Raw genomic sequence first — 23,743 nt, 5'->3', positions numbered from 1 at the left:
TTACACCGAAACCTTTCTGATCCACTGATCGATGGCGACGGCGGCGATGATCAGCACGCCTGTCAAAAGGACTTTCCATTGCGGGTCGGCGCCGAGCATGTTGAGGCCCATCGAGACGACGCCGACGATCATGGCACCGAAGAGCGTGCCGAGAATGGAACCGCGGCCGCCGAACAGCGAGATGCCGCCGATCACAGTCGCGGTGATCGCCTGGAGGTTAAAATCGGTCACCGCCGAGGACGGCGAGATCGAGCCGTTGCGGCCGATCGAGACCCAGGCGGCCAAGCCGGCAATGACGCCTGATATGGCGTAAACGGTGAGCAGCACCTTCTTCGTCTGAATGCCGGAGAGCTTGGCTGCCTCCGGATCGTCGCCGACGGCATAGACATGCCGGCCCCAGGCGGTGTGATTGAGGACATACCAGAGCACCAAGACGAGCAGCACCATGGCGATGACGCCGAGGGTCAGCACGGCGCTGCCGAGCTTGAAGCTCACGGCGAAAAGATGCAGCAGCGGCGCCTTTTCGTCGACGTCGGTATCGCGGATCGTCTCATTGGCGGAATAGATGAAATTCGTCGCCATGACGATGTTCCACGTGCCGAGCGTGACGATGAAGGGCGGCAGTTTCATATAGGCGACGAGGAAGCCGTTCAGCAATCCGCAAAGGCCGCCGACGACAAGCCCGGCGACCACTGCAATCGGCGTCGGTATGCCGTAAGTGATGGCGACATTGCCCATGATAACCGCCGAGATCACCATGATGACGCCGATCGAAAGATCGATGCCGGCGGTCAGGATGACCAGCGTCTGGGCGGCGCCGAGAATACCGACGATGGCGATCTGCTGCAGGATCAGCGTCAGCGTGTAGGACGAGAAGAACCGTTCGCCGATGGTGAGCCCGAAGATGATGATCGCCAGCACCAGCACGATCAGCGGCACGGCGGCCGGTGTCGAGTGGAGAAAATGCTGCGCGCGCTTGATCAGCGAGATATTCTCGTGCTCGAAGGAGGCGACGCTCTTGTCGCTGTCGTCGAGGACGCGTTCAAATTCCTGTGTTCCGGTCATGGTTCCTCCTCCGCAACCGCGCGCCGAACTCACGCGGGGGCCGTCACCGATATCCATCCGGTCTTTGCTGAGCCGGTTCGTGAGGCGACGGCACATCGTCCGTCGAAAACGGCCGGGGATCAAGCCCCGGCCGGTCTGCTTTCAACAATCAGGGCTCAGCCCCAGCACTTGTCGGTGCCTTCCTTGGTGTCGATCGACTTGACGCCGGAAACCGGCTTGTCGGTGACGAGCGAGACGCCGGTGTCGTAGAAGGACTTGCCTTCGGTCGGCTTCGGCTTTTCACCGTTGTCAGCGAACTTCTTGATCGCTTCGACGCCAAGGGCTGCCATCATCAGCGGATATTGCTGCGAGGTGGCGCCGATGACGCCTTCCTTGACCGACTTCACACCCGGGCAACCGCCGTCGACCGAGACGATCAGCACGTTCTTTTCCATGCCGACGGCCTTCAGCGCCTGATAGGCGCCGACCGCGGCCGGCTCGTTGATCGTGTGGATGACGTTGATGCTCGGATCCTTCTGGAGAAGGTTTTCCATGGCCTTGCGGCCGCCTTCTTCATTGCCGTTGGTCACGTCATGACCGACGACGCGAGCATCGTCCTCGTCGCCGATCTTGTTCGGGTCCTTCGGATCGATGCCGAAGCCCATCATGAAGCCCTGGTCGCGCAGAACGTCGACCGTCGGCTGTGACGGGGTCAGGTCGAGGAAGCCGACCTTGGCATCCTTGGCCTTGTCGCCCATCGTTTCCTTGGCCCACTGGCCGATCAGCTTGCCAGCGAGCAGGTTGTCGGTGGCGAAGGTGGCGTCGGCGGCATCGGCCGGCTCAAGCGGCGTGTCGAGAGCGATGACCAGCAGGCCGGCATCACGGGCCTTCTTGACCGAAGACACGATGCCCTTGGTGTCGGAAGCAGCAATCAGGATGCCCTTTGCGCCGTCGGCAATGCAGCTTTCGATCGCGGCCACCTGGCTTTCGCTGTCACCGTCGACCTTGCCGGCATAGGACTTCAGCGAGACACCGAGTTCCTTGGCCTTAGCCGTCGCACCTTCCTTCATCTTGACGAAGAAGGGGTTGGTGTCGGTCTTGGTGATGAGGCAGGCAGCAACGTCAGCCGCCATGACAGGAGCGGAAAAGGTGACACCAAGCGCGAGCGCGCCGAAAGCGAGAACAGATTTCTTCATGGAACTCCTCCCAGAGTTTGCCGGCGCCGCCCGTGCGGGGCCGGAATTTACAGAACGACACTTCGCCGTGGATCGCAATGCCCCCAGCGGTCCCGTGCCCTTGACGACGGCAATTAAGAGCGAAAAGAAATCGCCTTGTCAATAAATAAATCCAATTGAATTATTAATTCGATGTGGCATGCTCCATCGAATTAGGGCATAGGCCAACAATCGGGAGGAGCGGCCATGTCGTCCTTGGATGGACCGGCAAACACACCGGTCCCGCCACCAATTCTGAATCCGGCCGGCGGTGCAAACCAGGTCAGGGTACGAGCCTATAACGAACGGCTCGTGCTGTCGCTGGTGCGTCTCTACGGCGCGCTGTCGAAGGCCGATATCGCGCGCCGCAGCGGGCTGTCGGCGCAGACCGTCTCCGTCATCATGCGGGTGTTGGAAAAGGAAGGGCTGCTGTCGCGCGGGGATCCGGTGCGCGGCCGTGTCGGCCAGCCGTCGATCCCGATGCATCTCAATCCCGACGCCGTCTATTCCTTCGGCTTGAAGATGGGCCGGCGCAGCGCCGATCTTGTGCTGATGGATTTCGTCGGCCGCATCCGCATGCAGCTGCATAAGACCTATGCCTATCCGTTGCCGGATGAAATCCTCGCCTTCGTCACCTCGGGCATCCGCGAACTCGAAGAACGGCTCGACGACAAGCAGCGCAGCCGTATTGCCGGCCTCGGCATCGCCGCGCCTTTCGAGCTCTGGAACTGGGCCGAAGAGGTGGGGGCGCCGGCCGGCGCCATGGAGGTCTGGCGGGAGATCGACCTGCAGGCCGACATCGCCTCCCGCGTCTCCCATCCGGTCTTCATGCAGAACGATGCGACCAGCGCCTGCGGCGCCGAGCTGGTCTTCGGCGTGGGACCGTCCTATCCGGATTTCGTCTATTTCTTCATCGGCTCCTTCATCGGCGGCGGCATCGTCCTGAATTCGGCAATCTTTTCCGGCCGCACCGGCACGGCGGGCGCGATCGGGCCGCTGCCGGTGCGCGGCAAGAACGGCGAGACGATGCAGCTGCTCGAAATCGCCTCGATCTTCGTGCTCGAAAACATGCTGCGCGAGCGCGGCATCGATCCCGAGCCGCTCTGGTATTCAGCCGACGGCTGGGTGGATTTCGGCGAGCCGATGGAAGCCTGGATCCAGGACAGCGCCAAAGCGCTGGCGCAGGCGATCGTTGCCGCCGCCTCGATCGTCGATTTCAGCGCGGCCGTGATCGACGGCGGCTTTCCCGATTGGGTGCGCAGCCGGGTGGTGCAGGCCACGATCGACGAAGCCGCCAAGCTCGACCTGCAGGGCGTCGTCATGCCTGAAATCATCGAGGGCGCTGTCGGCGCCCAGGCGCGCGCCATCGGCGGCGCCAGCCTGCCGATCTTCGCGCGTTACCTCACCGACCAGAACGTACTCTTCAAGGAGGTAGACCATGCTGAAAGGACTTGATCCGCTGTTGAGCCCGGAGCTGCTTTTGACGCTTCGCGCCATGGGCCACGGCGACGAGATCGCCATCGTCGACGGCAATTATCCGGGCGTCGAACATGCCCGCCGGCTGATCCGGCTCGACGGCCACCGCCTCATCCCGGTTCTCAACGCCGTGCTCAGCGTGCTGCCGATCGACGATTTCGTGGCGGAAGCGATCTTCCGTTCGACCGTCAAGGCCGAGCGCGACAAGCTCGACCCCGTGCATGAGGAGATGATCGATTGCTGCGCGCGCCACGAGCCGCACCGGCAGGTGGTGCCGCTGATCGGCCAGGATTTCTACGGAAGGGTGCGGGCCGCCCATGCGGTGATCCAGACCGGCGAGCCCAGGCTCTATGCCAATATCATCCTGCGCAAGGGTGTGATCTATCCGAAGGAGGCGGGGGCGCAGGCCGAGGTTGATCCCTTCGTTTACTAGAGCATGATGCCGAAAGTGTGAGCGGTTATCGGGCGACATCATGCTCAGACGATCTGACGTAGAACAGGATTCAGATTTTAGGCCAAACTGACCTAAATCATCCTGTTCCGGCGGGTCACCCGTCTATTTCGACTTCCGCTTCACAGTTTACGGGCGCATTTAAAGGGATGGCCATGCCGATGGACGAGCGGGCGTGGGCGCCAACGCTGGGGCCGTACAGCTCCAGTATCAGATCGGAATAGCCGTTTGTGACCAGCGGCGTCTCATTGAAACCCGGAGCAACATTCACCATGGCGAAGACGCGCAGCCAAGCCGTGACCCGATCAAGGTCTCCGACAGCACGTTTGAGACTGGCGAGATGGGCCAGGGCAACGAGCCGGGCTGACGCGTAACCCTGCTCTGGCGAAACCTCCGCTCCGACCTTGCCAAGGGGGTCTGCCAATGTCCCATCGCGGTTGCACGCGACGTGACCCGAGATGTAAGCGCGGGTGCCGCGCACCCGAACCCAGGCGAAGGGCATATGCAGCCCCTCGCGAACCTTCAAAGGTTCGGGCAATTCCAGACCCATTTCGGCCAGACGTTGTTCGATGATGGCCATGGTGCAGCTCCCCGGTGTGATTAAGGTACGATGTTGTCGAGCTCCGGCATCAGAACGACGCTCTCGTTGGCTGCGGGGTCGTTGCGGGCACCGAGGAACTCGGCGCTTTCGGTGCTGCGATTGACGGCCACGTGGGGAACGCCGGCCGGAATGAACAGATAGTCACCGGCGTGGACCAATTCGCACCGCTCGAGCTCCGGCCCCGACCAGATCTCGATTTCTTGGCCCGCAGTCATCAGAAGGGCCGTCTCGTGTCCCTCATGGCGATGGGCCTTGGTTCGTCTGCCTGCCGGTAGCGAAATCATCCCCAGCCACAGCATGCTTGATCCGACGCTTTGTGCCGAGACGCCCGAGCGATAGACCGACCCTTGCTCGGCGACATGGCTGCCGCTCCCGCGTACGACTTTCGCGGTTAATCCATGAGGATATTTCGGTTGCGTTGCTTCGTTCTTCATCGCTCTCACCACTTCAGCCGCTGCACTGGAGCAGACTCTGCGCGCTCGGCCGGCGCAAGTCCTGAAGCGGGGCCGAAAAATTCCGAAAAGTTGCGAAATCGGCGTATCATTCCCGGCCATGAACACCCAGCACCTTGCCTTCGGCCACTTCGAGTTCATTGCCGAGAACGGATGCCTGTTTCGCGACAATAGGCCTGTCGCTATCGGCGCCCGAGGTGCTTCCCTGCTTGCCGCTCTGCTTTCGGCACAGGGAGGTGTCGTCTCCAAGTCGGCCCTGATGGATGCGGTTTGGCCGGGATTGACTGTTGAGGAAAGCAATCTTTCCGTTCAGATTGCCGCCCTTCGCAAGCTGCTCGGCCCTGCATCAGACGGCTGCGAATGGATCGTCACGGTCCCGCGGGTCGGATACAGATTTTCCGGTCCGGTGGAGAGCCGGACCGACGCAGCCGAAAGCGGATGGCACGCGCAGACCAGTTCGATGCCGGCGATTGCGGTACTGCCATTCGAAAATCTCGGCGGTGATGCTGAAAGACAGTATCTGGCCGACGGTATCACCGACGACCTGATCATGGCGCTCGTTCGGTTCAGATGGTTCCGCGTCGCCTCACGTGGGGCGAGTTTCACAAGGAAGGCTGGCTCAAGGGATCCGCAATCTATCGCGCGCGAACTTGGCGTCGATTTTCTGGTGGATGGAGCTATCCGGAATACCCGCGATCAGATCCGGATATCGGTGCACCTCGCCGACGCAGTGAAAGGCGCCACCGTCTGGTCCGAACATTACGATCTTCAGGTGGCCGAGGTATTTGCAGTGCAAGACGCCATCGCCGAGCGGATCGCAGCGGCGGTGGAGCCTGAGCTGCTGTTGCGTCATGGGCTTCCGATGGCTCCGCACACCGGCAACATCACTGCCTGGAACCTTGTAAGGCAAGGTACATTCAATTTCCACAAGGTCACCCAGCCCACCCACCTTGTCGCACGGCGATTCTTCCGCCAGGCTGCGGAGCTCGATCCCATGCTTCCAGAGGCGCAGATCTGGCGGGCGCGGGTCAATGCGGGCCTCATTGGCTACGGCTGGACTGATAACCCCGCCGCGGACGGGAAGGAAGGATTGGATGCGGCCCTTCGGGCGATCTATCTCGATGCGCGGAACCCGTACTCGCACTATGCGCTGGCGATTGTGTCGGCCTACACAGGCAGGGCTGACCAGGCGATCCTCGCAGCGGAACGGTCCATCGAACTCGGTTCGAGTTTCGCCTTGGGGTATCTCGTCTTCGGCATGGCCCGTCTCTTTTCGGGGGATGCGGCCGGCGCGCGGCAGCCCCTGGCTCGCGGCCTCGAACTTAACCCCCATGACCCGCAGAATGGGGTTTGGTTCAGCCTTCTGATGCTTGCACTGTTCTTTTCGGGCGACGTCGAGGGCGCACTCGAAACGGGACGTACGGCGCTAAAGGCGCGGCCTGACTGGCCGGCGCTTCTGCGCATTCAGGCGTGCTGCCATATGGCCGCGGGACATCGTGAACAGGCCCGCCGCTTTGCTGCGGCTGCCAGCGACCTTTCCGAATCCGCCGGCGATGCGCTTGGTCCGTTCAGGGATGACAACAAGAAATGGGCCACCCGCCTGAACGACCTGTTGCGGGAGGCGGAACTTTAAAACGACCGATTGGCAAAACCCGTTCAGGATCGGCGCCGAAGCAGCCTGAGGCCTAGCCATAAGGAGGCCTGCCGCTCGTCGGCCGGGATTGGCAGCCGGTGAAGACCGCCTATGCGGTAATCCAGACCGGCGGCCCAGGTTCTATGCCAATATCATCCTGCGCAAGAGTATGATCTACCCAAGGGGGCGGACGCCCAGGCGACTTTCGCCACTGGTTCGATAGATGTTATGGTGCGGTCGGTGCGTTGGCGTCCTGTCGGCCAGGCCGCCAAATCGCTCGTTAAGCCAAGTGCTGCGAACGGCACCTCAACACCAGGAGCGGACGTCGAGCGGCTGCATGGGCACGTGCGGGATTAGCCGGTGAAGCGATGAGGACACGGATCACATGGCACCTGACATGAGCGCAACTCCTCGTCGCAGCACCACCGGTCTGCGCAAATTTCTGGATCCTGAGCAGCAGCGGGATTGGATAGAAGGCAAGGCGGAGTTGATCGACGCCGAAGAGCGCGTGGAGTCCCTGGAACAGCGGTTCAAGTACGTCGCACGGTTCGAGAAGCTGCTTCGTCGCCCGCAGGCGCAAGACCTTCTGCAAATTCTCGGGGCATACGGACAAACCTGCATCCCCATCCCGCGCAAGACCGAGCGGCACTACTGGTCGGTTTCGTGCCTGCCCTCGACTTCCGACAAGCCGCTCATCCGCGTTAATGCGAGCTGGATGGAGCTTTTCACGCTCTACGCCGACGGCGAGGGTCTGCGTGCACGATTCCTGGTGCATCTTTCTGACTTCACCACGGATCATTCACCGGCGCAGGGCGATGTGGACGAGGCTTTTCTCGAGGACTGTGTCGTGACGCCCCAAGACGTCGGTTACTTTTTTCCGCGCGGCGAGGACATTTTTGGCATCACTGTGCAGGGCTCCGCCTCGATCCGCAAATTCCTGGCGGAGCGCCGCATCTTGCGCGCCATCCGGACTTTCAATGTGACGCACATGAACCGAGGTCGGAACGCCTATCAGGCGAGCCACTGCTACAGCCTGGCGGACACCATGCTGGCGGGTTGATCGGCTCCGGGATGCGCCCTACCCTGGCGAAGCGGCTCAACGCCGTAAAACATGTGGAACCGGGAGCGTCGATTGATCGATCATTTCTCTGCGTCGAACTGGTTTGAGAAAATCAAATGAAGGTGCGCCTGCTGATTGCTTGCGTGCTCGTTGCCGCCGCCTACATGGCGCTGACGACAGAAACTCGATTGTCTACCCCAATCAAGCCAGACGGCATCCCACAGGCGAGCGAAACGCCGCCTTCCAGGATCTACAAGGATGCTTCGGGACGCGAGGTGCATATAGCGACGCCCTTGCTGGATAAATTCTCCTATGCCGGAGATGCCGACCTCTGCATCGAACTACGGGAAATGACAAAATCCAATGCGGAGGCCGCAGAAGAGCTTCTGGACGCATGCGACGACATTTCAACGGGCAGCGCGGTTGAGATAAGCCAAAAGCGTATCTGGCTGGCCACGATGCTTGGCGACGGAGACGAGGAATATACTTATTCCCTTTCCGACAACGAAATCGATCGGAACAAGCGCGTTGTCCTGGCGATTTCGATGCTGAGAGCCGCACTGGATGCTGCTGCGCCGGATGCTGCAAAAGAGGCCTTCTCCGCTCTCGATAGCCTTTGGATCGCAAACGATGCAAGCGGCGCCTTTGCTGGTTATAATCCGCCCTTCCTATTTCGCTCCGCCATGAAAGCTGAAGCCGGTGAAGCTCTGCTGGCCCTGTGCCCAATTGCCGGTCGGAGCGACTGCGATAGCTTCGTACCAAGCGGAATGCCCAAGGCGCTGGAAGAGCTTGGGCGCTGGAAATCCGATGAGGCCTTGCTGTTGCGTTCTGCAGAACTGTTGGAACGCGAATACAGGGCGATCAAAGATCCAAGCAAGAGCAAGGAGCTTGATTTTGCTCAGGATTTTTCCGCAACGCTGGGTTATGCCAATGAACTCAATCCAGGAAACGGAAGCGCTCACGCCAGGCGTGGCGTGAAGCCGTTGGAGGAGTGGCTGGGCAAATATGAAAACAGCACCGATGAACGTGCGTTGCGATACATCTATAGCACGGTTGGCGCAGCATATGGACGTATCGCATCGGATAGCCAGCAGCGTGCCGACGCTGAAAAGGCCGTAAAATTCAATAGTCTGACCTTCGAAATAGCCAGGAAATTGGACAAGGACGGCCCGAGCTGGGAAAACATGGCGAATCTTGGCGATGACACGCTGCTATTGGCCGAACTGAACCGAGAGGAAGCAGGATTTCAAAAAGCGTTGAAACTTCACCGCGACGCATACGTGATAACGGAAAAGCTGAATTCGCAAGACGCTACCGCCTATATGAATATGAAACTTGCGCTGACCCTGCAGCACTATGCAAAGGCAGAGCTTGCTTCGGTTACGAAAAACGAGAGGATCGCCATGTTGGAAGAGGCGGTCAATTTGGCTGAAGGCGTCAAGCCGCTCTTCGAACAGACCGGCACAGCACTCTACCTGCGAATGACGAATGGCGTCCTGGGTGAGGCAAACGCCCAACTCATCTCGCTCCGCCAATCGAATTAGCCTTGATAATCCGGTCCATCTTTAGGGCGCTCCTGTCTTATTCGGCGAACGGTAGAAACCATGGGACCGAATCCTCATCCGATTTACGGCAAAGATATCCATTGTGCGCAGCGAAACTCCCGTGCCTTCGTAAAGGCAACCCACCATTAACCTATCAAGCGAACAGATGATCTTTGGGATTTGTCGGTGCTGCGCGGCTTCATCAGCCACTGCGATACCGGCCCTCTTATTCCGCCCGAATGAATTGAGGCGGTCTTCGATCACGGCGTGACCGCCGATGCCGCGAAGTTGCGCCATCCGTCGTCGGCATTCGGTGATACGAGTGTACCAAACTGGCCATGACGGCTCTTCACACAACAGGAGCCTGTTCATATGCCTCGCATCCGACCAACCAGACCGCAGATGGAGATCGTTGCCTGGCTCGCGGTCTTCCTGGTTCTCTTCTGCCTATCTTGGTTCCTCCAATGGCATGAAGGGCTGGATCGGTTCATCGAGAAGCATCATGACTATCCGCTGGACCACGCGCTCCTCGCCCTCAATATCTCCGGGTTTCTCGGGCTCATTTATTCCGCGCTGAGAATCCGGGATCTTTCGAGGGAGGTCAACCGCCGGCTGCAGGCCGAAAAGAACGTAGACTGGATTGCCTGTCACGACACGCTGACCGAACTGCCTAACCGCAGGTTTCTGGATTCCGTATGCGCGCAGGCGATGACCGATCAAAGGGAAGAAACCTACGCCGTGTTCAGCATCGATCTCGACGGCTTCAAGAAGGTCAATGACCTCCTGGGGCACGATCACGGTGATGCGGTGCTGAAGACTGTTGCTCAGCGGCTCTCTTCCCTCTTTCCCCGCGAATACGTTTTCCGCCTTGGTGGAGACGAATTCGTTGTTCTGGCGCGGCGAACCGGAAATCCCGATCTTGCCGCGTTGGCGAACCGCATAGTGACCGTGATCGGCAAGCCGTTCACATTCAATGGTGTCGCCGTTGACCTCGGCGCCAGTGTCGGCTTCGCGCTTTTTCCGGAGAACGGCGATGACCTCAGTCAGGTCATTCGACACTCCGACTGTGCGATGTATGTCGCCAAAAAGCAGGGGCGCAATCTGGTGAAGCCCTTCGTGCCTTCGATGCAGGACGAGTTGGCGAAGCGGATTCGGATGGAAGCTGATCTGAGAGCAGCCATCAAGAAGGCTGAAATCGTTCCCTACTATCAACCGCTCGTGGACCTGAAAACGAACAGGATTATCGGCTTCGAGGCGCTGGCACGCTGGAAGACGGCCTCCGGCGAATTCATCCCACCGAACGACTTTATTCCGGTGGCGGAGGAAGCCGGTCTGATCGTCGAATTGACCGACCAACTGCTTCGCCACGCCTGCACCGATGCGCTTTCCTGGCCAAGTGAGCTCGTCCTGTCATTCAACCTTTCTCCGATCCAGCTGAGCGATCGGTTACTGGGGCTCAGAATTCTCAAGATATTGGGCGATGTCGGTCTGCCCGCGCACCGGGTCGAGCTGGAAGTGACGGAGAGCGCCATCATCCAGGACGCCGTTACGGCACGAATCGTCCTCGATGATCTGGTGAATGCCGGGGTCGGGATTGCTCTCGACGACTTTGGAACAGGTTATTCCAGCCTCTCACAACTATCCAACTACCGGTTCGACAAGATCAAGATTGACAGGAGTTTCGTCTCTTCATTCGAAACCGACGATAAGCAAGACAAGGTGATCAAGGCGATCATCGCTCTCGGTGTGGGACTTGGCGTGACGATAACCGCGGAGGGTATCGAAGAGGAGAGCCAGCTTCGGCGGCTTCAGGAGCTGGGTTGCGACATCGGCCAAGGTTATCTGCTTGGCAGGCCAGCGCCGGCCGAGAAGCTTGCCACAGGCCAGGTCGGCGCCAGAATTTTGCAACGCGATTGATGGGGGCGGCGGTATGTCGGCTCTGAACCAAAGCCGACACGAGCTTACCGACTTCAAGTTACGCTTATCAATGCCTCACTTTTCGTCCGGAGCTGCTTGGCTTTGTCGGCATCGAGCGCATAGGATCTGACGCCGTCGGCAAATGGGTTGGGCGTGTCATTGATTGACGCGACGGCGCAATCCCTGACGATACGTCGCCGTTGTCGAGCAAGCCCTGTCCACCCTGGCCGACCGGCCGTTCCACTGGAGCGTGATATCGCAGGCGCTCGGAGAGCCGCTCGGGGCAGCAGTCCAAAGTTTTACAGCGTGACGGCGCGCCGGAGCAATCATCCGGACTTTACTCCGACACAGGGGTAAAAGGATGACGCCCAAGAAACGCAGCCACTTGTTCTGTAACCTCGACCGGCGCGGAGTCCGGGAAAAAATGCCCGCCTGGTACAGCGCAAGCGTCCATGGTGGTGCCGCGATCCGCCCAGGTGGCTGGAAGATCATAGAGTTTGGCCATCGCGCCGGCGGCGCCGTACAGGATCAGCGCAGGCGCCGATATACGTCTCCCTTGCTCCGCCAGATCGTCGGCGAGATCGACGGCCAGCGCCGCACGGTAATCGTTGCAGCCGCCGGCAATCGCCTTGGCATCATGCCATGAAGCCCGATAGGCCGCGAGCTGTTCGGCGTCGAAATCCTGCGGGCCTGCCGCGCCCCATCCAAACAGGCAGGTTTCATAAAAGAGATCGGGATTGGCTTCGATCATTCGCTCCGGGAAGGGCGCGGGTTGAGCGAGGAAGAACCAGTGCCAGTAGCTTTGAGCGACCTCGCGGCGCAGGTCGCCCAGCATCACCGCCGTCGGCACGATGTCCATCAGAGTGACGCTCGCCACAACAGCAGGATGGTCGAGAGCCAGCCTGTGCGCCACCCGGGCGCCGCGGTCGTGACCCGCGAGGTGAAACCTCTCGTGTCCAAGCGCTTTCATCAAACCGAGTTGATCGGCTGCCATGGCGCGGAAGCTGTAATTGGTCAGATCAGCGCCAGCCGGTGGTTTGTCGGAGGCGCCATAGCCGCGCAAATCTGCACAGATCACCCGATAGCCGAGCGCGACCAGCTCTGGTGCGATCCGTGCCCAAAGTGCCTTGGTCTGCGGAAATCCATGCAGCATCAGCAGCGGCTCCCCCGCACCCGCGGCGACATAAGCGATCTCCACGCTATCGACGGCAATCCGGCCGCTTTCAAAACCCTCAAACATACTTCGCTCCAGTGTCGCGACGATTGTGACGCCTCTACAGCGGGTTGGATGCCGTGAGGTCCGTCTTGCCCTGATGTAATCCTTATACTGGTTGACATTATTAATGATATACGTCATCAATAAGTCAAGCTATAATGACGCACGACATCATAGTTGGGCATGGCCGTCGAAAGGGCTGCGAAGTGCGGATCACCAAGGAAAAAAAGCAGGAAAACTACACGCGGATTATCACCATCGCTTCCGAGCTGTTTCGCGAGCGCGGGTTCGATGGCGTGGCGGTGGCGGAACTGATGGAGCGTGCCGGGCTCACTCATGGCGGCTTCTACAACCACTTCCGATCCAAGGAGGAGCTGATCGCAGCGGCGACCGCCAGGGGTTTCGGCGAGACCGCGGAACGCTACGCAGGATATGATGCGCTTGCCGCCATCGAAGCCTATATCTCGCGCGAGCACCGGGATGCGCGCGGTCATGGGTGCCCCGCTGCGGCACTGAGTTGCGAAGCAGCACGGCTGCCGGATGAGACGAGATCGGCTTTTGCCGCAGGAATCGAAAACCTGCTCAGCACGTTCGAGGGCGACATGGCGCGCGATCACGCCTCCGGCGCCGGATCTCGCGCGCTGACCATCAGCCTCCTTGCTCAGGCCGTGGGCGCCATCGTCCTTTCGAGAGCCTGCCCGGACAATTCTACCCTGGCGGATGAAATCCTGGATGCCTGCCGGGCCGACTGCCGTGATGCCATCGGAAATCACGCGCGCAACCAATAGGGCCGCGCATGCGCGGCCCCATGCAGTCAGGCGTCGACCGGCGCGGCCATGGTGGGATAGTCGGTGTAGCCCGCAGCACCTCCGCCATAGAGTGTCGCCATATCGAGATTGGCCAGCGGTGCACCGGCCTTCAGGCGTTCGACAAAATCCGGGTTGGCAATGAACGGCCTGCCAAAGGCGAACAAATCCGCCAGTCCCTGCTCCAGCCTTGCCGTCGCGAGTTCCAGATCGTAGCCGTTGTTGGCGATGTAAGTGTTCTTGAACCTGCGGCGAAGCGCCTCATAGTCGAAGGGGGCAACGTCGCGCGGCCCGCCCGTCGCGCCTTCGACGACATGGAGGTAAGCAATGCCCATCTCGTCGAGCTGCTCGACGATGTAGTTGAACTGCGCCTGCGGATCGGTTGCGGAGATCCCGTTGGCCGGCGACACCGGCGAAATCCGAACGCCGGTTCGCTGCGCTCCAACTTCCTCGATGACCGCGGCCGTCACCTCCAGCGTCAGCCGGGCGCGGTTTTCGATCGAGCCGCCATAAGCGTCGACGCGGGTGTTCGATCCATCCCTGGCGAACTGGTCGAGCAGGTAGCCATTGGCGCCGTGAACTTCGACGCCATCGAAACCGGCGGCGATCGCATTGGCGGCGGCGCCACGGAAATCCTTGATAATGCCGGGGATCTCGCCCGGTTCGAGCGCCCGAGGCGCCGACACATCCACGAAGGCGTTGTTTACAAACGTCTTGGTTTCGGCCCTGATGGCGGAAGGCGCCACCGGGGGCTGCCCATCCGGCTGCAGGTCGACATGCGATACCCGGCCGACATGCCAGAGCTGCAGGAAGATGTGGCCGCACTTGGCATGCACCGCGTCGGTCACCTTACGCCAGCCGTCGATCTGCGCCTCTGTGTAGATGCCGGGCGTGTCCTGATAGCCTTGACCCTGCTGCGAAATCTGGGTCGCCTCCGAGATGATCAGTCCTGCCGAGGCCCGCTGCGCATAATATTCGGCAATGAGATCCCCCGGCACAAATCCGGCGCCTGCTCTGTTGCGAGTCAATGGCGCCATGACGATGCGGTTGGAGAGCGTGAGGGAGCCGAGTACAGAGGGCCCAAAGAGTGTCTTGTTGGTCATGTGTCACTTTCACAAAGAGTTAGAAATTATTGTTGACGTTCCCAGACCTGTGAACGTCCGAGCAACGACACGCCGATAAAGCCGCGCACGTTGAGCTTCGTGCCGCCGTTGGTGACGGAAATCTTGCTGCTGTAGACCTTGCCATTGTCCGGATCGAGAATCTGGCCACCGGTATATTCGTTGCCGTCCTTCTTCAGGCCGCTCAGGATGACCAAGCCAACGACCGGCGTGTTCTTGAGCGCGCCTTCGCATTTCGCGCAGGTCGGGCTTTCGTTCGCGGCGAGAAAGACTTTTTCGATCCTGCCCTGCAAGGTGCCATTTGACTCGGTAATTCGGATCAAGGCCCTCGGCTTGCCGCTGATGTCATCGACATTCCGCCACAAGCCAACAGGCGAGGTATTGTCAGCCCATGCCGCCGATGACATGAGGGCCGCAACGGCGGTGAGTGCGAAAACGGTGGACCTTCTTAATATATGCAATGCTGTCAGCTCCTTGAATTGCGTTAAACGCGTATGTTGCTGGAGGCGTAAAGTCGGCTGGGAAGGGCCAGCGTCGCAGAGGTCATGAAAATCCGGTGAGCCGCTGAGCTCTCCAAGGGTTCTAGTCTGCGACCGTGATGACCACCTTGCCCTTCGCGCGCCCGGTCTCGACATAGGCCAGCGCATCCCCGGTCTTCTCAAACGGGAACACCTTGTCGACGACCGGGCGGATCGCGCCCGATTCGATCAGCGAGGTGATTTGACCCAATTGCTGCCCTTCGGCGCGCATGAACAGGAACGAGTAGCGAATGCCGAGACGCTTGGCTTTTTTTCGGACTCCTCGGCTCAGCAGGCGCAGCACCAGTTTCAGAAACAGGTTCAGGCCGAGCTTCCCGGCGAAAGCGGGATCGGGCGGACCGGAAATGGAAATGAGCTGGCCGCCCGGCTTCAGCACAGCCAGGGATTTTTCGAGCGTCTTTGGATCCTGGCTGTTCAGCACGAGATCGTAACCCGACAAGACCTTCTCGAAATCCTGTGTCTTGTAATCGATCACCACATCCGCCCCGAGGCTTCTGGCCAGCTCGGCATTGCCAGCGCTCGTCGTCGTCGCGACGGTCGCGCCGAGATGCTTGCCGAGCTGAATGGCGAAAGTCCCGACCCCGCCGGAACCGGCCTGGATGAAGACCTTCTCGCCGGGTTTCACCTTGCCCACCTCGACCAGCGCCTGCCACGCGGTCAGCCCCACCAACGGGATGGACGCCGCTTCCGTCATGCTGAGGTTGTTCGGCTTCAGCGCCACGTCGGCTTCATCGACGGCGATGAATTCGGCGAAGGTACCGACCCGATGATCGCGCGGCCGTGCATAGACCTGATCCCCCACCTTGAACCGCCTGACCCCGGATCCGGCTTTGACGACCGTTCCGGCAACGTCGTGCCCCAGGACGAAGGGTGGGCGATAGGGAAGGATAAGCTTGAACTCTCCATCCCGGACCTTGGAGTCCAGGAGGTTTACGGCCGTGGCCTGAATCCGGACCAGGACATCATTGTCCTGCAATTCCGGTTCGGGCAGGTTGGCCAGACGCAAAGCGCCCTTCTTCTTGTACTTATCAACGACGAATGCCCTCACGAGGCTTTCTCCAATTCAAAGTCTATTGTGGTATCAGGCGCCAAGGAAGGACAAAGCCTTCGGCACGAAATCGGCGTAGTTCTGCAAAATCCCGCCATGCCCGGCGTCCTTGTAGACAACCAGCTCCGCTCCGGGGATGCGCTGGGCCATATCGGCGCTGTTGACGGTCGGAACCATGATGTCATCGTCGCCATTGGCGATCAGGACCGGAATAGTGATACGGCCGAGATCCTGAGGCGCCTGCCGCCCCCAGGCTTTGATCGCCTGGAGTTGGTGCAGGAAAGCCCTTGGAGTTGGCCCCTTGTCCCTTCCCGCCTTCCGCTCTTTCAGCCGATCCAGAAAGGCTTTCGCGGCTTGGCGACCATTGGCGGTGGACGTGAAGAACAGATAGGTTTTTGGATCGCGCAACGTCAGCAGACCTTTGATAATGAGTGGCCAGGATATCGCTCCCACCTTCTCGATGCCCCGGCCTCCGGCGGGACCGGTACCGGCTAAAATAAGTTTGCGCACGAGATCGGGGGCTTTCAGCGTGATGTCCTGCGCGACAAATCCCCCGAGAGAAAATCCAAGCAGATCGACTTTTTTGAACCCAAGCGTTCGGATCAACGCGATCGTGTCGCGTGCCATCTCGTCGATGGTCAGAGGGGCCGTACCGCCTGAGGCGCCGATACCTCTGTAATTGGTGGCGATTACGTGATGCCTGGTGGCGAGACCATCGACAATGCGGGGATCGAAATTGTCCAACACCGCGCCCCAATGGTTGAGAAGAATGATCGGCACGCCACCCTGGGGGCCAAGGTCGCGATAGGCAAAAGGGGTTTCCCCAACATTGATCCAGAGATTTGGCGCCTCGGCATAACACGTCGCAGACCGAAGATATCTTACAGAAGTGTTCATCGTTTACTCCAATATCCGGCCCCAACCGGCAGGGTTGGGTCAGAGGAAAGCACGCAGCTTCGGTCGCTCTACCTTTAATGACAACCGTCATCATAAGATGATTAATGATACCTGTCATCAAAGTTGTCAAGCGGAATTTTTCTCAGCCGAATCAAACACCATCTCCCGCAGGCTGGTACGCGGATCGCTCGAGCCAGGAAGGGTGCAAAGATCACCACGGTCGGGATGGTCTATTCTCACTTCAAACTTCGTCATGAGCCCCCGAGTCGCTCCTCGCTACATGCCGATCCCGCGCTCGCCGGCGATGACCGAACTCGACCGGGCCGAGATTTTTCGCCGAAAGTCACCGAGACCGTTGCATTTCCATTCTTGAGCAGCCATTCTAGAACAATTGATAAAGAATCGGGGCGACAATGGGCCGAACGCGGGAATTCGATGAGGAGGCGGTGCTGAAGGGGGCGATGCACATCTTTCGCAAGCACGGCTATCAAGGGGCGTCGATCCGGGATCTCGAGGAGGCGACCGGGCTCAAAGGCGGAAGCATCTATCACGCTTTCGGCGACAAGGCCGGCCTCTTCGACGCGGCGTTCGGGCATTACAACTGCACGGTGCTGGAGGGACGGATCGAGCGGTTTGCGCCGCCGGGAAGCGGGCTTAAAGGCTTGCGCGAATTGTTCCTTTCGCTCCTGCATGAGCCCGACGATGGCTCGCTCGGCTGCCTGATCACCAATATGGCGGTGGAATTCGGCGGTGGTGCCGATCCGCACCCCCGTGTCGAGGCGGCGCTCGGCCTCCTTCGCACCACATTCCGCTCAAGGCTGACCGAGGCATCGACCTTCGTTCGGGACGCCGATGGCGCCAAGGCGGACAGAACAGCCACCCGCCTTCTGGCCTTCTATCAGGGTCTTCTCGTGCTCATTCGCGGCGGTGACGACAAGGCCGGGCTGCGGCAGGCGATAGAAGACGAATTCAATCAATTGGAGACGATGTTATGACACCTGAGGCCCTCTGGAATCGATATGCAGCCATCTGGTCGCTGGATGCTTCCGCTCGCGAGCCGGAAATGCTGGCTTGCCTCGCTGACGATGTGACCTATTGCGACCCGAATGGAACGATCGCCGGGCGCGCCGGTCTCTCGGCTTACATGGCCGGCTTCAAGGAGAGCATGCCGGGAGGCTGGTTCAAGATATTGAGCGTCCTCCACCATAATGACCGTTCGCTGGCGCGCTGGGCACTGCGCCAGGAAGACGAGAGGGTCTTGCAGACCGGCACGAGCTTCGGGGTGATTTCCGATGGCCGGCTCGGCGCGATCACCGGCTTCTTCGATCCTCTGGCGGAGCAGCACCATGAATAGCGAGGCGACACGCCAGGTGGCGCTCGACTTTGCGAGCCAGATTGCCCCAGCCGGATGCATCGATATCAGGCGCTTCTTCGGCGGCTCCGCCCTGGTTCGAAACGGCGCGCAGTTCGGGTTCGTCATGAAGGGCACTTTGTATCTCCGCGTCGACGCAGCGATGGGCGCGGAGTTCGAGGCAGATGGCTGCGAGCCGTTCAGCTACCGCGCTGCCGGCCGGACGGTCACGGTTCGCCGCTACTACGCCGTTCCCGCACATGTGATCGATGATCCCGCGCTGCTGCACAGCTACGCGGAGCGTGCATTGCACGCAACCGCCACGCCCGGCCACCGGCTCGCCGATACGATCTAGCGTCACCCCGTGCGGCTAGTGCGTGGGCTGGCGGGTCCGTCACTTCGTCGATTGCTCCAGACCACGGATACGGCTCGATATCCCCCAACCCCTGCCCCCTGCGCGAAAGAAAAGGACCGATATCTGTCGATCCCTGTCTTTTCGCAGCCCCGCGGCAACATGTCCCGGTTCAGGTATTCAAGCCGCCATCCACCGTGAGGATGGTTCCGGTGATGTGCCTTGCAGCAGGGCTTGCGAGGAAAGCCACGGCCGCCGCCACATCTTCCGGCGTACCGTAACGGCCAAGTGGGATCAGGGCACGCTGGAAGTCGGCGAAGTCGCCATTGGCGGGATTCATATCGGTGTCGGTCGAACCCGGCTGGACCAGGTTTACGGTGATATCGCGAGATCCGAGTTCCCGCGCGAGGCCGCGGGTAAATGAGTGGAGCGCGGATTTTGTCATGAAATAGACCGTGCCGGTGTCACCGACGATGCGTTCGGCGCCGACCGAGCCGATCGTAATGACGCGGCCTCCCGCCTGCAGATAGGGAATGGCGGCCTGCGAAGCGAGCAGAGGCGACCGCACATTGACATCAAGCAGCGCGTCGATCTGCTCGACGCTGACATCGGCGATCGCACCGTAAAGCGCGATTGCTGCATTGTTGACGAGAATGTCGAGACCGCCAAGTGCCCGGGCCGCCTCGTCGACCGAGCGCTTCACGGCCGCCGGATCGGCGCTGTCGGCCTGGATGGCAAGCGCTTTGCGGCCCTTGCCCTCGATCGCCTTCACGACTTCGGCGGCGCGATCGGCCGAACGCTCGTAGGTGATGGCGACATCAGCCCCCTTGTCGGCAAGCGCCAATGCGATGGCGGCGCCAATGCCACGCGAGCCACCTGTGACGAGGGCACGCATTCCAGCCAGTTCTGTCATGATCTTCTCTTTCTGTAGTGATCGACACATAAATAGCTAGGCACGTTGCGATGGAGTGTCAACGGGTTTATATAATGATCGGTGCAAAATTCGGATGAGATGTCGAACGTCAATGAAACCCCTGCCCGCAGTCGCGGGCGGCCGCGGGCGTTCGACCGGGAAGCAGCCTTGGCGCAAGCGACCCGGCTGTTCTGGATCAAGGGCTTCGAGGCGACCTCGATCGCCGACCTCACCGAGGCGATGGGGATCGGATCGCCGAGCCTTTACGCGGCGTTCGGTTCGAAGGAGGCGCTCTACGCCGAGGCGCTGCGCCACTATCGCGACAATAACGAGGCGCTTGTCTGGGCAGGGTTCTTTTCCGCCGGCGCGGCGCGTGAAGCGGTGATGTCGTTGCTGATGGATTCGGCCGCTGCCCTGACCGGCTGTGTCGCGGATATTCCCCGCGGCTGCATGGTGACGCTCTCCTCGGTCGGCAGCGAGGGCCACGCGGACCTCGGCGAACTCGTGCGAACTGCCCGCGCCATCACGCTCGACCGCCTGAAGGCGCGCCTGAACCAGGCGATATCAGCAGGCGAAATTCCAGCCTCGACCGACGTCCACGCACTTGCCCGCTTCGTGCAGACCGTTCAGAACGGCATGTCGATCCTGGCCCGCGACGGAGCGACCCGCGGCGAACTGGAGGAAGTCGCCGAGCTGGCCATGCTGGGTTGGGACACTCGAACCGGGGCTGCTGAACGCAGGCAAGGCTGACCGCATTTCGAATAGCGTTACGCGGATGCTCATGCGTCACCTTTGGTCAGTCGGTCGCGGACGCTTCGTAGGATCGCTGGAGCGTGCTGCTGCCCCTGATCCGGCTGCCGCCACCTTCTCCCCGCGCGCGGGGAGAAGGGCATATGCCGCACTCTCTCGGTTCCTCTCCCGCCTCTCGCAAGGCACGTCCCCTCTCCCCGTTTTTACGGGGAGAGGGTTAGGGTGAGGGGCAGCCATTCGCGCCAACCGTCCGGGAAACCGCTCGCACTTTCCGGCATCAACCCTGAACGATCAAATCTCCCCAGCCGATGGCCCCCAGACGTCCGTCAGCGCAAAACCGTTCGGATGCGGGTCAAAGGGGTCGAGCGCTACCTGGGTCAGGCCGAAGGTGAAGCCGCGGCCGGTGATGGTGGGGATGACGGCGGGGCGGCCGGCCACTTCGGTCACTGCCTGGAGGCCGACTTCGAATTGGGAGCCGATGATCGATTTCGAGGTGAAGACGTCGCCGACCTTGGCCCTGCCGCGGGCATAAAGCGTGGCGAGATTGGCGGAGTTGCCGGTGCCGCAGGGCGAACGGTCGGCCCGGCCCGGCCACATGGTGGTGCAGGTGCGCACCGTGCCATCGGCTTCGGTATCGCGGAACATCACATAGGCGACGCCCGAGATCGCCGGGATCTCGGGATGGACGACCTTGATGTCGCGGTTGATCAGCTCTTTGAGGATCATGCCGGCCTGGACGAGGCCGGCGGCATTGGCCTTCTCGATCGTCAGGCCGATCTGGCAGACATCGACCAACGCATAGAAGATGCCGCCGTAGCAGATATCGGCCTTGATCCTTCCCCAATGCGGCGTGTCGATCGCGACATCGAGCTCCTGCACGAAGGAGGGCACCATGGTCAGCCTGACCTTTTCGCAGCGCCCGTCGCGGCAGGTTGCCGTCGCCCTGACGAGGCCGGCGGCGGTTTCGAGTGTGACGATCGTCTCCGGCTCCTGCATCTCGACGATGCCGGATTCGAGAAGCGCCGTGGTGACGCAGATCGAGTTTGAGCCCGAACTCGCATGCGCCTGGTCGGGCTGCAGGATGATGAAGGCGGCGTCGGCCTCCGGGTGCCGCGCCGGCAGCAGCAGGTTGACCGAGCCAATGGGCGCGCCGCGCGGCTCCAGGCAAAGGAAGCGGCGCAGTTCGCCACCCTTCGGATCGGTGTTCAGCCAGTGCAGCTGGGCGGCGATGGTATCGCCCGGGATCTTCGGCACGCCGCCGATCGCCACACGGCCGATCTCGCCTTCGGCATGGACATCCAGCAGCTGGATCGTGCGCTTCCATCTCATATCGAAAACTCCAGATCAGACGTGACGGGTGACGCCGCCATCGACGCGGATATTCTGGCCGGTGATATAACCGGCGCCATCGGAGAGCAAGAAGGCCGCGGTCTTGGCGATCTCCTCCACATGGCCGATGCGCTTCATCGGGACCGTCTCGGCGGTCCCGGGCTTGTGGTTCAGGCTATCGATATAACCCGGCAGGATGCAGTTCATGCGGATATTGTCGGCCGCATAACGATCGGAATAGAGCTTGGTGAAGGCGCCGGCAGCGGCGCGGTAGGTGCAGGAAACCGGGAAGACCAACGTCGGCTCGTAGGCGGCGAAAGTGGTGATGTTGACGAAGGCGCCCTTGCCCTGTTTCAGCATGACCGGTGTGACCAGGCGGGCCATGCGCACCAGCGACAGGATCATCATGTCGGAACCGAGCGTCCAGTTCTCGTCCGAAATATCGAGCAGGTCGCCCTTCGGCGGATGGCCGCTCAGGTTGACGACGGCATCGATGCGGCCATAGGTCTTCATCGTCAGGTCGAAGATCGCCTTCAGATCCTCGGCCTTTTCGGCCACGCCGCGCGAGGCGACGCCGCCAAGTTCGGCCGCCAGCTTCTCACAGCTTTCGGACGGCGACATCAGTGCCAGCTGATAACCCTGGGCGGAAAGCTCACGGGCGATCGCCTCGCCCATGCCGCGGCCGCCGCCGGTGATCAGCGCTACGGGTTTGGTGGTTTCGGACATCGGGACCTCCTAATAACGGTCTATGCGGAACGGGGTCATGTCGAGGGATGGTTTGAGCCCGGTTACCATATCGGCGATCACGAGCGCTGTCGTTGCCGAAAAGGTCAGGCCGAGATGGCCGTGGCCGGTCGCGTAAAAGACGCCCGGCATTTTCGACGAGGGCGAGATGATCGGGATCGTATCGGGCAGCGCCGGACGATGTCCCATCCATTCCGTCGTCTCTTCGACCTTCAGGCCCGGCAGCGCACGCTGGGCATGGCGCACCAGCACCCGCGGACGGCGGAAATCCGGCGCGGCGTCGAGGCCGGCGAGTTCGACATTGCCGCCGACCCGGATGCCGCCCGCCGTCGGCGTCACCATGAAGGCGCGATGCGGCCAGATCACCGAATAGCGCATCTCGATGCCGGGCTTCATGATCTGCGTGTGATAGCCGCGCTCGGTTTCGAGCGGGATCGGCTCGCCGAGCTTTTCGGCAAGGAAACGGGTGTGGACGCCGGCGGCAAGCACGACCGAACCCGCCTCGATCCGTCTGCCATCCTCGAGGAGAACGACGGCGGTGCCATCGCCTCTGCGCTCGATATTTCGCACAGAGCCGGAGACGAAAGTCGTGCCCGCAGCCTTTGCGGCGTCTGTGAGTTTCACCACCAGCGTATAAGGGTCGCGGATCGACTTGTTGTCGGGGAGCAGCACGGCTTTGGCGATCGCCGGTGACAAAGTGGGTTCGTAATATTGGATGGCGCCGTTGCTCAAAACCTCGAATTCAAGGCCGTAGCGCTGCATCATGGCGAGATGGCCGCGATCGGCGGCAAATTCCGCCTCCGTCTCGTAGATCGCGAGACAGCCCTCCTCGGTCATCAAGTCAGGTGCGCCGATCGCCTGGAGCATCTGCCTGAAATCGCCGAGCACGCGGTTCGACAGGCTCATGCCTGCATCCTCGATCTCTCGGAGACGCGAGGGCCGGCCGGCAGCGAGGAAGCGCAGGAACCAGGGCAGCATCCTGGCGGCATAGGAGGGACGCAGCCAAACCGGGCCTTCCGGATCAAGCAGCCAGCCGGGGATCTTCTTCCAGGTCGAAGGGCCCGAGCCGGCGGCAAAATCGAGCGCTATGCTCGCCATATTGCCGAAAGAGGTGCCACGTCCCGGCTCGCCCTTGTCGATCAGCGTCACCTCGAGGCCGCGCCGCTGCAGCTCGAAAGCGATCGAGGCGCCGATCACGCCCGCGCCGACGACAGCCACGCTCTTCTTCGTCTCATCCGCCATGCCATCAATCCATCGCACGGCAGACAGAAGTGCCGTCGTGAAT

The 23,743-nt window shown here is 61.0% G+C and carries 24 protein-coding genes; 11 read left to right on the top strand and 13 right to left on the bottom strand.

Annotation, left to right across the window (positions count from 1 at the left end; translation table 11 throughout):
* Positions 1-1,065 (bottom strand): ABC transporter permease, encoded by a 1,065-nt coding sequence (locus HFO71_RS07230; RefSeq protein WP_077977436.1) that lies wholly within the window; start codon positions 1,063-1,065, stop codon positions 1-3.
* Between the two features lie 155 nt (positions 1,066-1,220).
* Positions 1,221-2,240 (bottom strand): sugar ABC transporter substrate-binding protein, encoded by a 1,020-nt coding sequence (locus HFO71_RS07225; protein WP_020048287.1) that lies wholly within the window; start codon positions 2,238-2,240, stop codon positions 1,221-1,223.
* 225 nt (positions 2,241-2,465) lie between these two features.
* On the opposite strand from HFO71_RS07225, the gene HFO71_RS07220 reads away from it, so the two are divergent.
* Positions 2,466-3,713 (top strand): ROK family transcriptional regulator, encoded by a 1,248-nt coding sequence (locus HFO71_RS07220; RefSeq protein ID WP_077977435.1) that lies wholly within the window; start codon positions 2,466-2,468, stop codon positions 3,711-3,713.
* Complete coding sequence (locus HFO71_RS07215; protein WP_131663019.1) at positions 3,697-4,167, top strand: RbsD/FucU family protein; 471 nt, start codon at positions 3,697-3,699, stop codon at positions 4,165-4,167. Before HFO71_RS07220 ends, HFO71_RS07215 begins: the two co-directional genes overlap by 17 nt.
* A 115-nt stretch (positions 4,168-4,282) precedes the next feature.
* On the opposite strand, the gene HFO71_RS07210 is transcribed toward HFO71_RS07215, so the two are convergent.
* Positions 4,283-4,765 (bottom strand): RidA family protein, encoded by a 483-nt coding sequence (locus HFO71_RS07210; protein WP_077977433.1) that lies wholly within the window; start codon positions 4,763-4,765, stop codon positions 4,283-4,285.
* A 20-nt stretch (positions 4,766-4,785) separates the two neighbouring features.
* A complete protein-coding gene (locus HFO71_RS07205) occupies positions 4,786-5,220 on the bottom strand; it encodes a cupin domain-containing protein (RefSeq protein WP_221956122.1) in 435 nt (144 codons plus the stop codon).
* 118 nt (positions 5,221-5,338) lie between these two features.
* On the opposite strand from HFO71_RS07205, the gene HFO71_RS07200 reads away from it, so the two are divergent.
* The 4 genes from HFO71_RS07200 to HFO71_RS07185 all read left to right on the top strand — a co-directional run bounded on the left by HFO71_RS07200 (position 5,339) and on the right by HFO71_RS07185 (position 11,392).
* On the top strand, positions 5,339-6,871 hold the full coding sequence (locus tag HFO71_RS07200) for a winged helix-turn-helix domain-containing protein (RefSeq protein ID WP_221987749.1): 1,533 nt from the start codon (positions 5,339-5,341) through the stop codon (positions 6,869-6,871).
* 385 nt (positions 6,872-7,256) lie between these two features.
* A complete protein-coding gene (locus HFO71_RS07195) occupies positions 7,257-7,931 on the top strand; it encodes a hypothetical protein (protein WP_077977430.1) in 675 nt (224 codons plus the stop codon).
* 116 nt (positions 7,932-8,047) lie between these two features.
* Positions 8,048-9,475: a hypothetical protein gene (locus tag HFO71_RS07190; RefSeq protein WP_221987748.1), complete on the top strand. Its 1,428-nt coding sequence runs from the start codon at positions 8,048-8,050 to the stop codon at positions 9,473-9,475.
* A gap of 372 nt (positions 9,476-9,847) precedes the next feature.
* Positions 9,848-11,392, top strand: coding sequence for a putative bifunctional diguanylate cyclase/phosphodiesterase (locus HFO71_RS07185; protein WP_168256968.1), 1,545 nt, complete (start codon positions 9,848-9,850; stop codon positions 11,390-11,392).
* Positions 11,393-11,729: 337 nt separating this feature from the next.
* Here the strand turns inward: HFO71_RS07185 and HFO71_RS07180 are convergent, their stop codons facing one another.
* Positions 11,730-12,632 carry an alpha/beta fold hydrolase gene (locus HFO71_RS07180; protein ID WP_168257031.1) on the bottom strand — a complete coding sequence of 301 codons (903 nt, stop codon included), beginning with the start codon at positions 12,630-12,632 and terminating at the stop codon, positions 11,730-11,732.
* Between the two features lie 182 nt (positions 12,633-12,814).
* Between HFO71_RS07180 and HFO71_RS07175 the strand changes: the two genes are divergently transcribed.
* Positions 12,815-13,396 (top strand): TetR/AcrR family transcriptional regulator, encoded by a 582-nt coding sequence (locus HFO71_RS07175; protein WP_168257030.1) that lies wholly within the window; start codon positions 12,815-12,817, stop codon positions 13,394-13,396.
* Positions 13,397-13,422: 26 nt separating this feature from the next.
* Here HFO71_RS07175 and HFO71_RS07170 read toward each other — a convergent pair whose 3' ends face one another.
* The 4 genes from HFO71_RS07170 to HFO71_RS07155 form a co-directional block, all read right to left on the bottom strand.
* Positions 13,423-14,517, bottom strand: coding sequence for an alkene reductase (locus HFO71_RS07170; protein WP_221987747.1), 1,095 nt, complete (start codon positions 14,515-14,517; stop codon positions 13,423-13,425).
* Between the two features lie 26 nt (positions 14,518-14,543).
* On the bottom strand, positions 14,544-14,942 hold the full coding sequence (locus HFO71_RS07165) for a DUF2147 domain-containing protein (RefSeq protein WP_168256966.1): 399 nt from the start codon (positions 14,940-14,942) through the stop codon (positions 14,544-14,546).
* 175 nt (positions 14,943-15,117) lie between these two features.
* Complete coding sequence (locus HFO71_RS07160; protein WP_221987746.1) at positions 15,118-16,122, bottom strand: NADP-dependent oxidoreductase; 1,005 nt, start codon at positions 16,120-16,122, stop codon at positions 15,118-15,120.
* A 33-nt stretch (positions 16,123-16,155) separates the two neighbouring features.
* Positions 16,156-17,019, bottom strand: a complete 864-nt coding sequence (locus HFO71_RS07155; protein WP_221967558.1) for an alpha/beta fold hydrolase — start codon at positions 17,017-17,019, stop codon at positions 16,156-16,158.
* 413 nt (positions 17,020-17,432) lie between these two features.
* Here HFO71_RS07155 and HFO71_RS07150 point away from each other — a divergent pair, with 413 nt between their 5' ends.
* From HFO71_RS07150 to HFO71_RS07140, 3 genes are read left to right on the top strand one after another with little or no spacing between them, the layout of a single operon-like run.
* Entirely contained in the window at positions 17,433-18,014 is a 582-nt protein-coding gene (locus tag HFO71_RS07150; RefSeq protein ID WP_077977421.1) for a TetR/AcrR family transcriptional regulator, read from the top strand.
* Positions 18,011-18,373, top strand: a complete 363-nt coding sequence (locus HFO71_RS07145; protein WP_077977420.1) for a nuclear transport factor 2 family protein — start codon at positions 18,011-18,013, stop codon at positions 18,371-18,373. Before HFO71_RS07150 ends, HFO71_RS07145 begins: the two co-directional genes overlap by 4 nt.
* Complete coding sequence (locus tag HFO71_RS07140; protein ID WP_221987745.1) at positions 18,366-18,725, top strand: TfoX/Sxy family protein; 360 nt, start codon at positions 18,366-18,368, stop codon at positions 18,723-18,725. Before HFO71_RS07145 ends, HFO71_RS07140 begins: the two co-directional genes overlap by 8 nt.
* A gap of 169 nt (positions 18,726-18,894) precedes the next feature.
* Here the strand turns inward: HFO71_RS07140 and HFO71_RS07135 are convergent, their stop codons facing one another.
* Positions 18,895-19,635: an SDR family NAD(P)-dependent oxidoreductase gene (locus tag HFO71_RS07135; protein WP_221987743.1), complete on the bottom strand. Its 741-nt coding sequence runs from the start codon at positions 19,633-19,635 to the stop codon at positions 18,895-18,897.
* Positions 19,636-19,734: 99 nt separating this feature from the next.
* Here HFO71_RS07135 and HFO71_RS07130 point away from each other — a divergent pair, with 99 nt between their 5' ends.
* On the top strand, positions 19,735-20,385 hold the full coding sequence (locus HFO71_RS07130) for a TetR/AcrR family transcriptional regulator (RefSeq protein WP_221987741.1): 651 nt from the start codon (positions 19,735-19,737) through the stop codon (positions 20,383-20,385).
* A 291-nt stretch (positions 20,386-20,676) separates the two neighbouring features.
* Here the strand turns inward: HFO71_RS07130 and HFO71_RS07125 are convergent, their stop codons facing one another.
* From HFO71_RS07125 to HFO71_RS07115, 3 genes are read right to left on the bottom strand one after another with little or no spacing between them, the layout of a single operon-like run.
* A complete protein-coding gene (locus HFO71_RS07125) occupies positions 20,677-21,714 on the bottom strand; it encodes a 4-hydroxyproline epimerase (RefSeq protein ID WP_221987740.1) in 1,038 nt (345 codons plus the stop codon).
* 15 nt (positions 21,715-21,729) lie between these two features.
* A complete protein-coding gene (locus HFO71_RS07120) occupies positions 21,730-22,440 on the bottom strand; it encodes an SDR family oxidoreductase (RefSeq protein ID WP_130817941.1) in 711 nt (236 codons plus the stop codon).
* 9 nt (positions 22,441-22,449) lie between these two features.
* The gene (locus HFO71_RS07115; protein WP_221987739.1) at positions 22,450-23,700 is read right to left on the bottom strand and encodes an NAD(P)/FAD-dependent oxidoreductase; all 1,251 of its coding nucleotides are present in this window, start codon (positions 23,698-23,700) and stop codon (positions 22,450-22,452) included.
* Between the last annotated feature and the right edge of the window lie 43 nt (positions 23,701-23,743).

Source organism: Rhizobium laguerreae (assembly GCF_019778565.1).
Lineage (GTDB): Bacteria > Pseudomonadota > Alphaproteobacteria > Rhizobiales > Rhizobiaceae > Rhizobium > Rhizobium laguerreae.
Note: the sequence above shows the minus strand (reverse complement) of the source record. Positions and strands in the feature narration are given on the sequence as shown.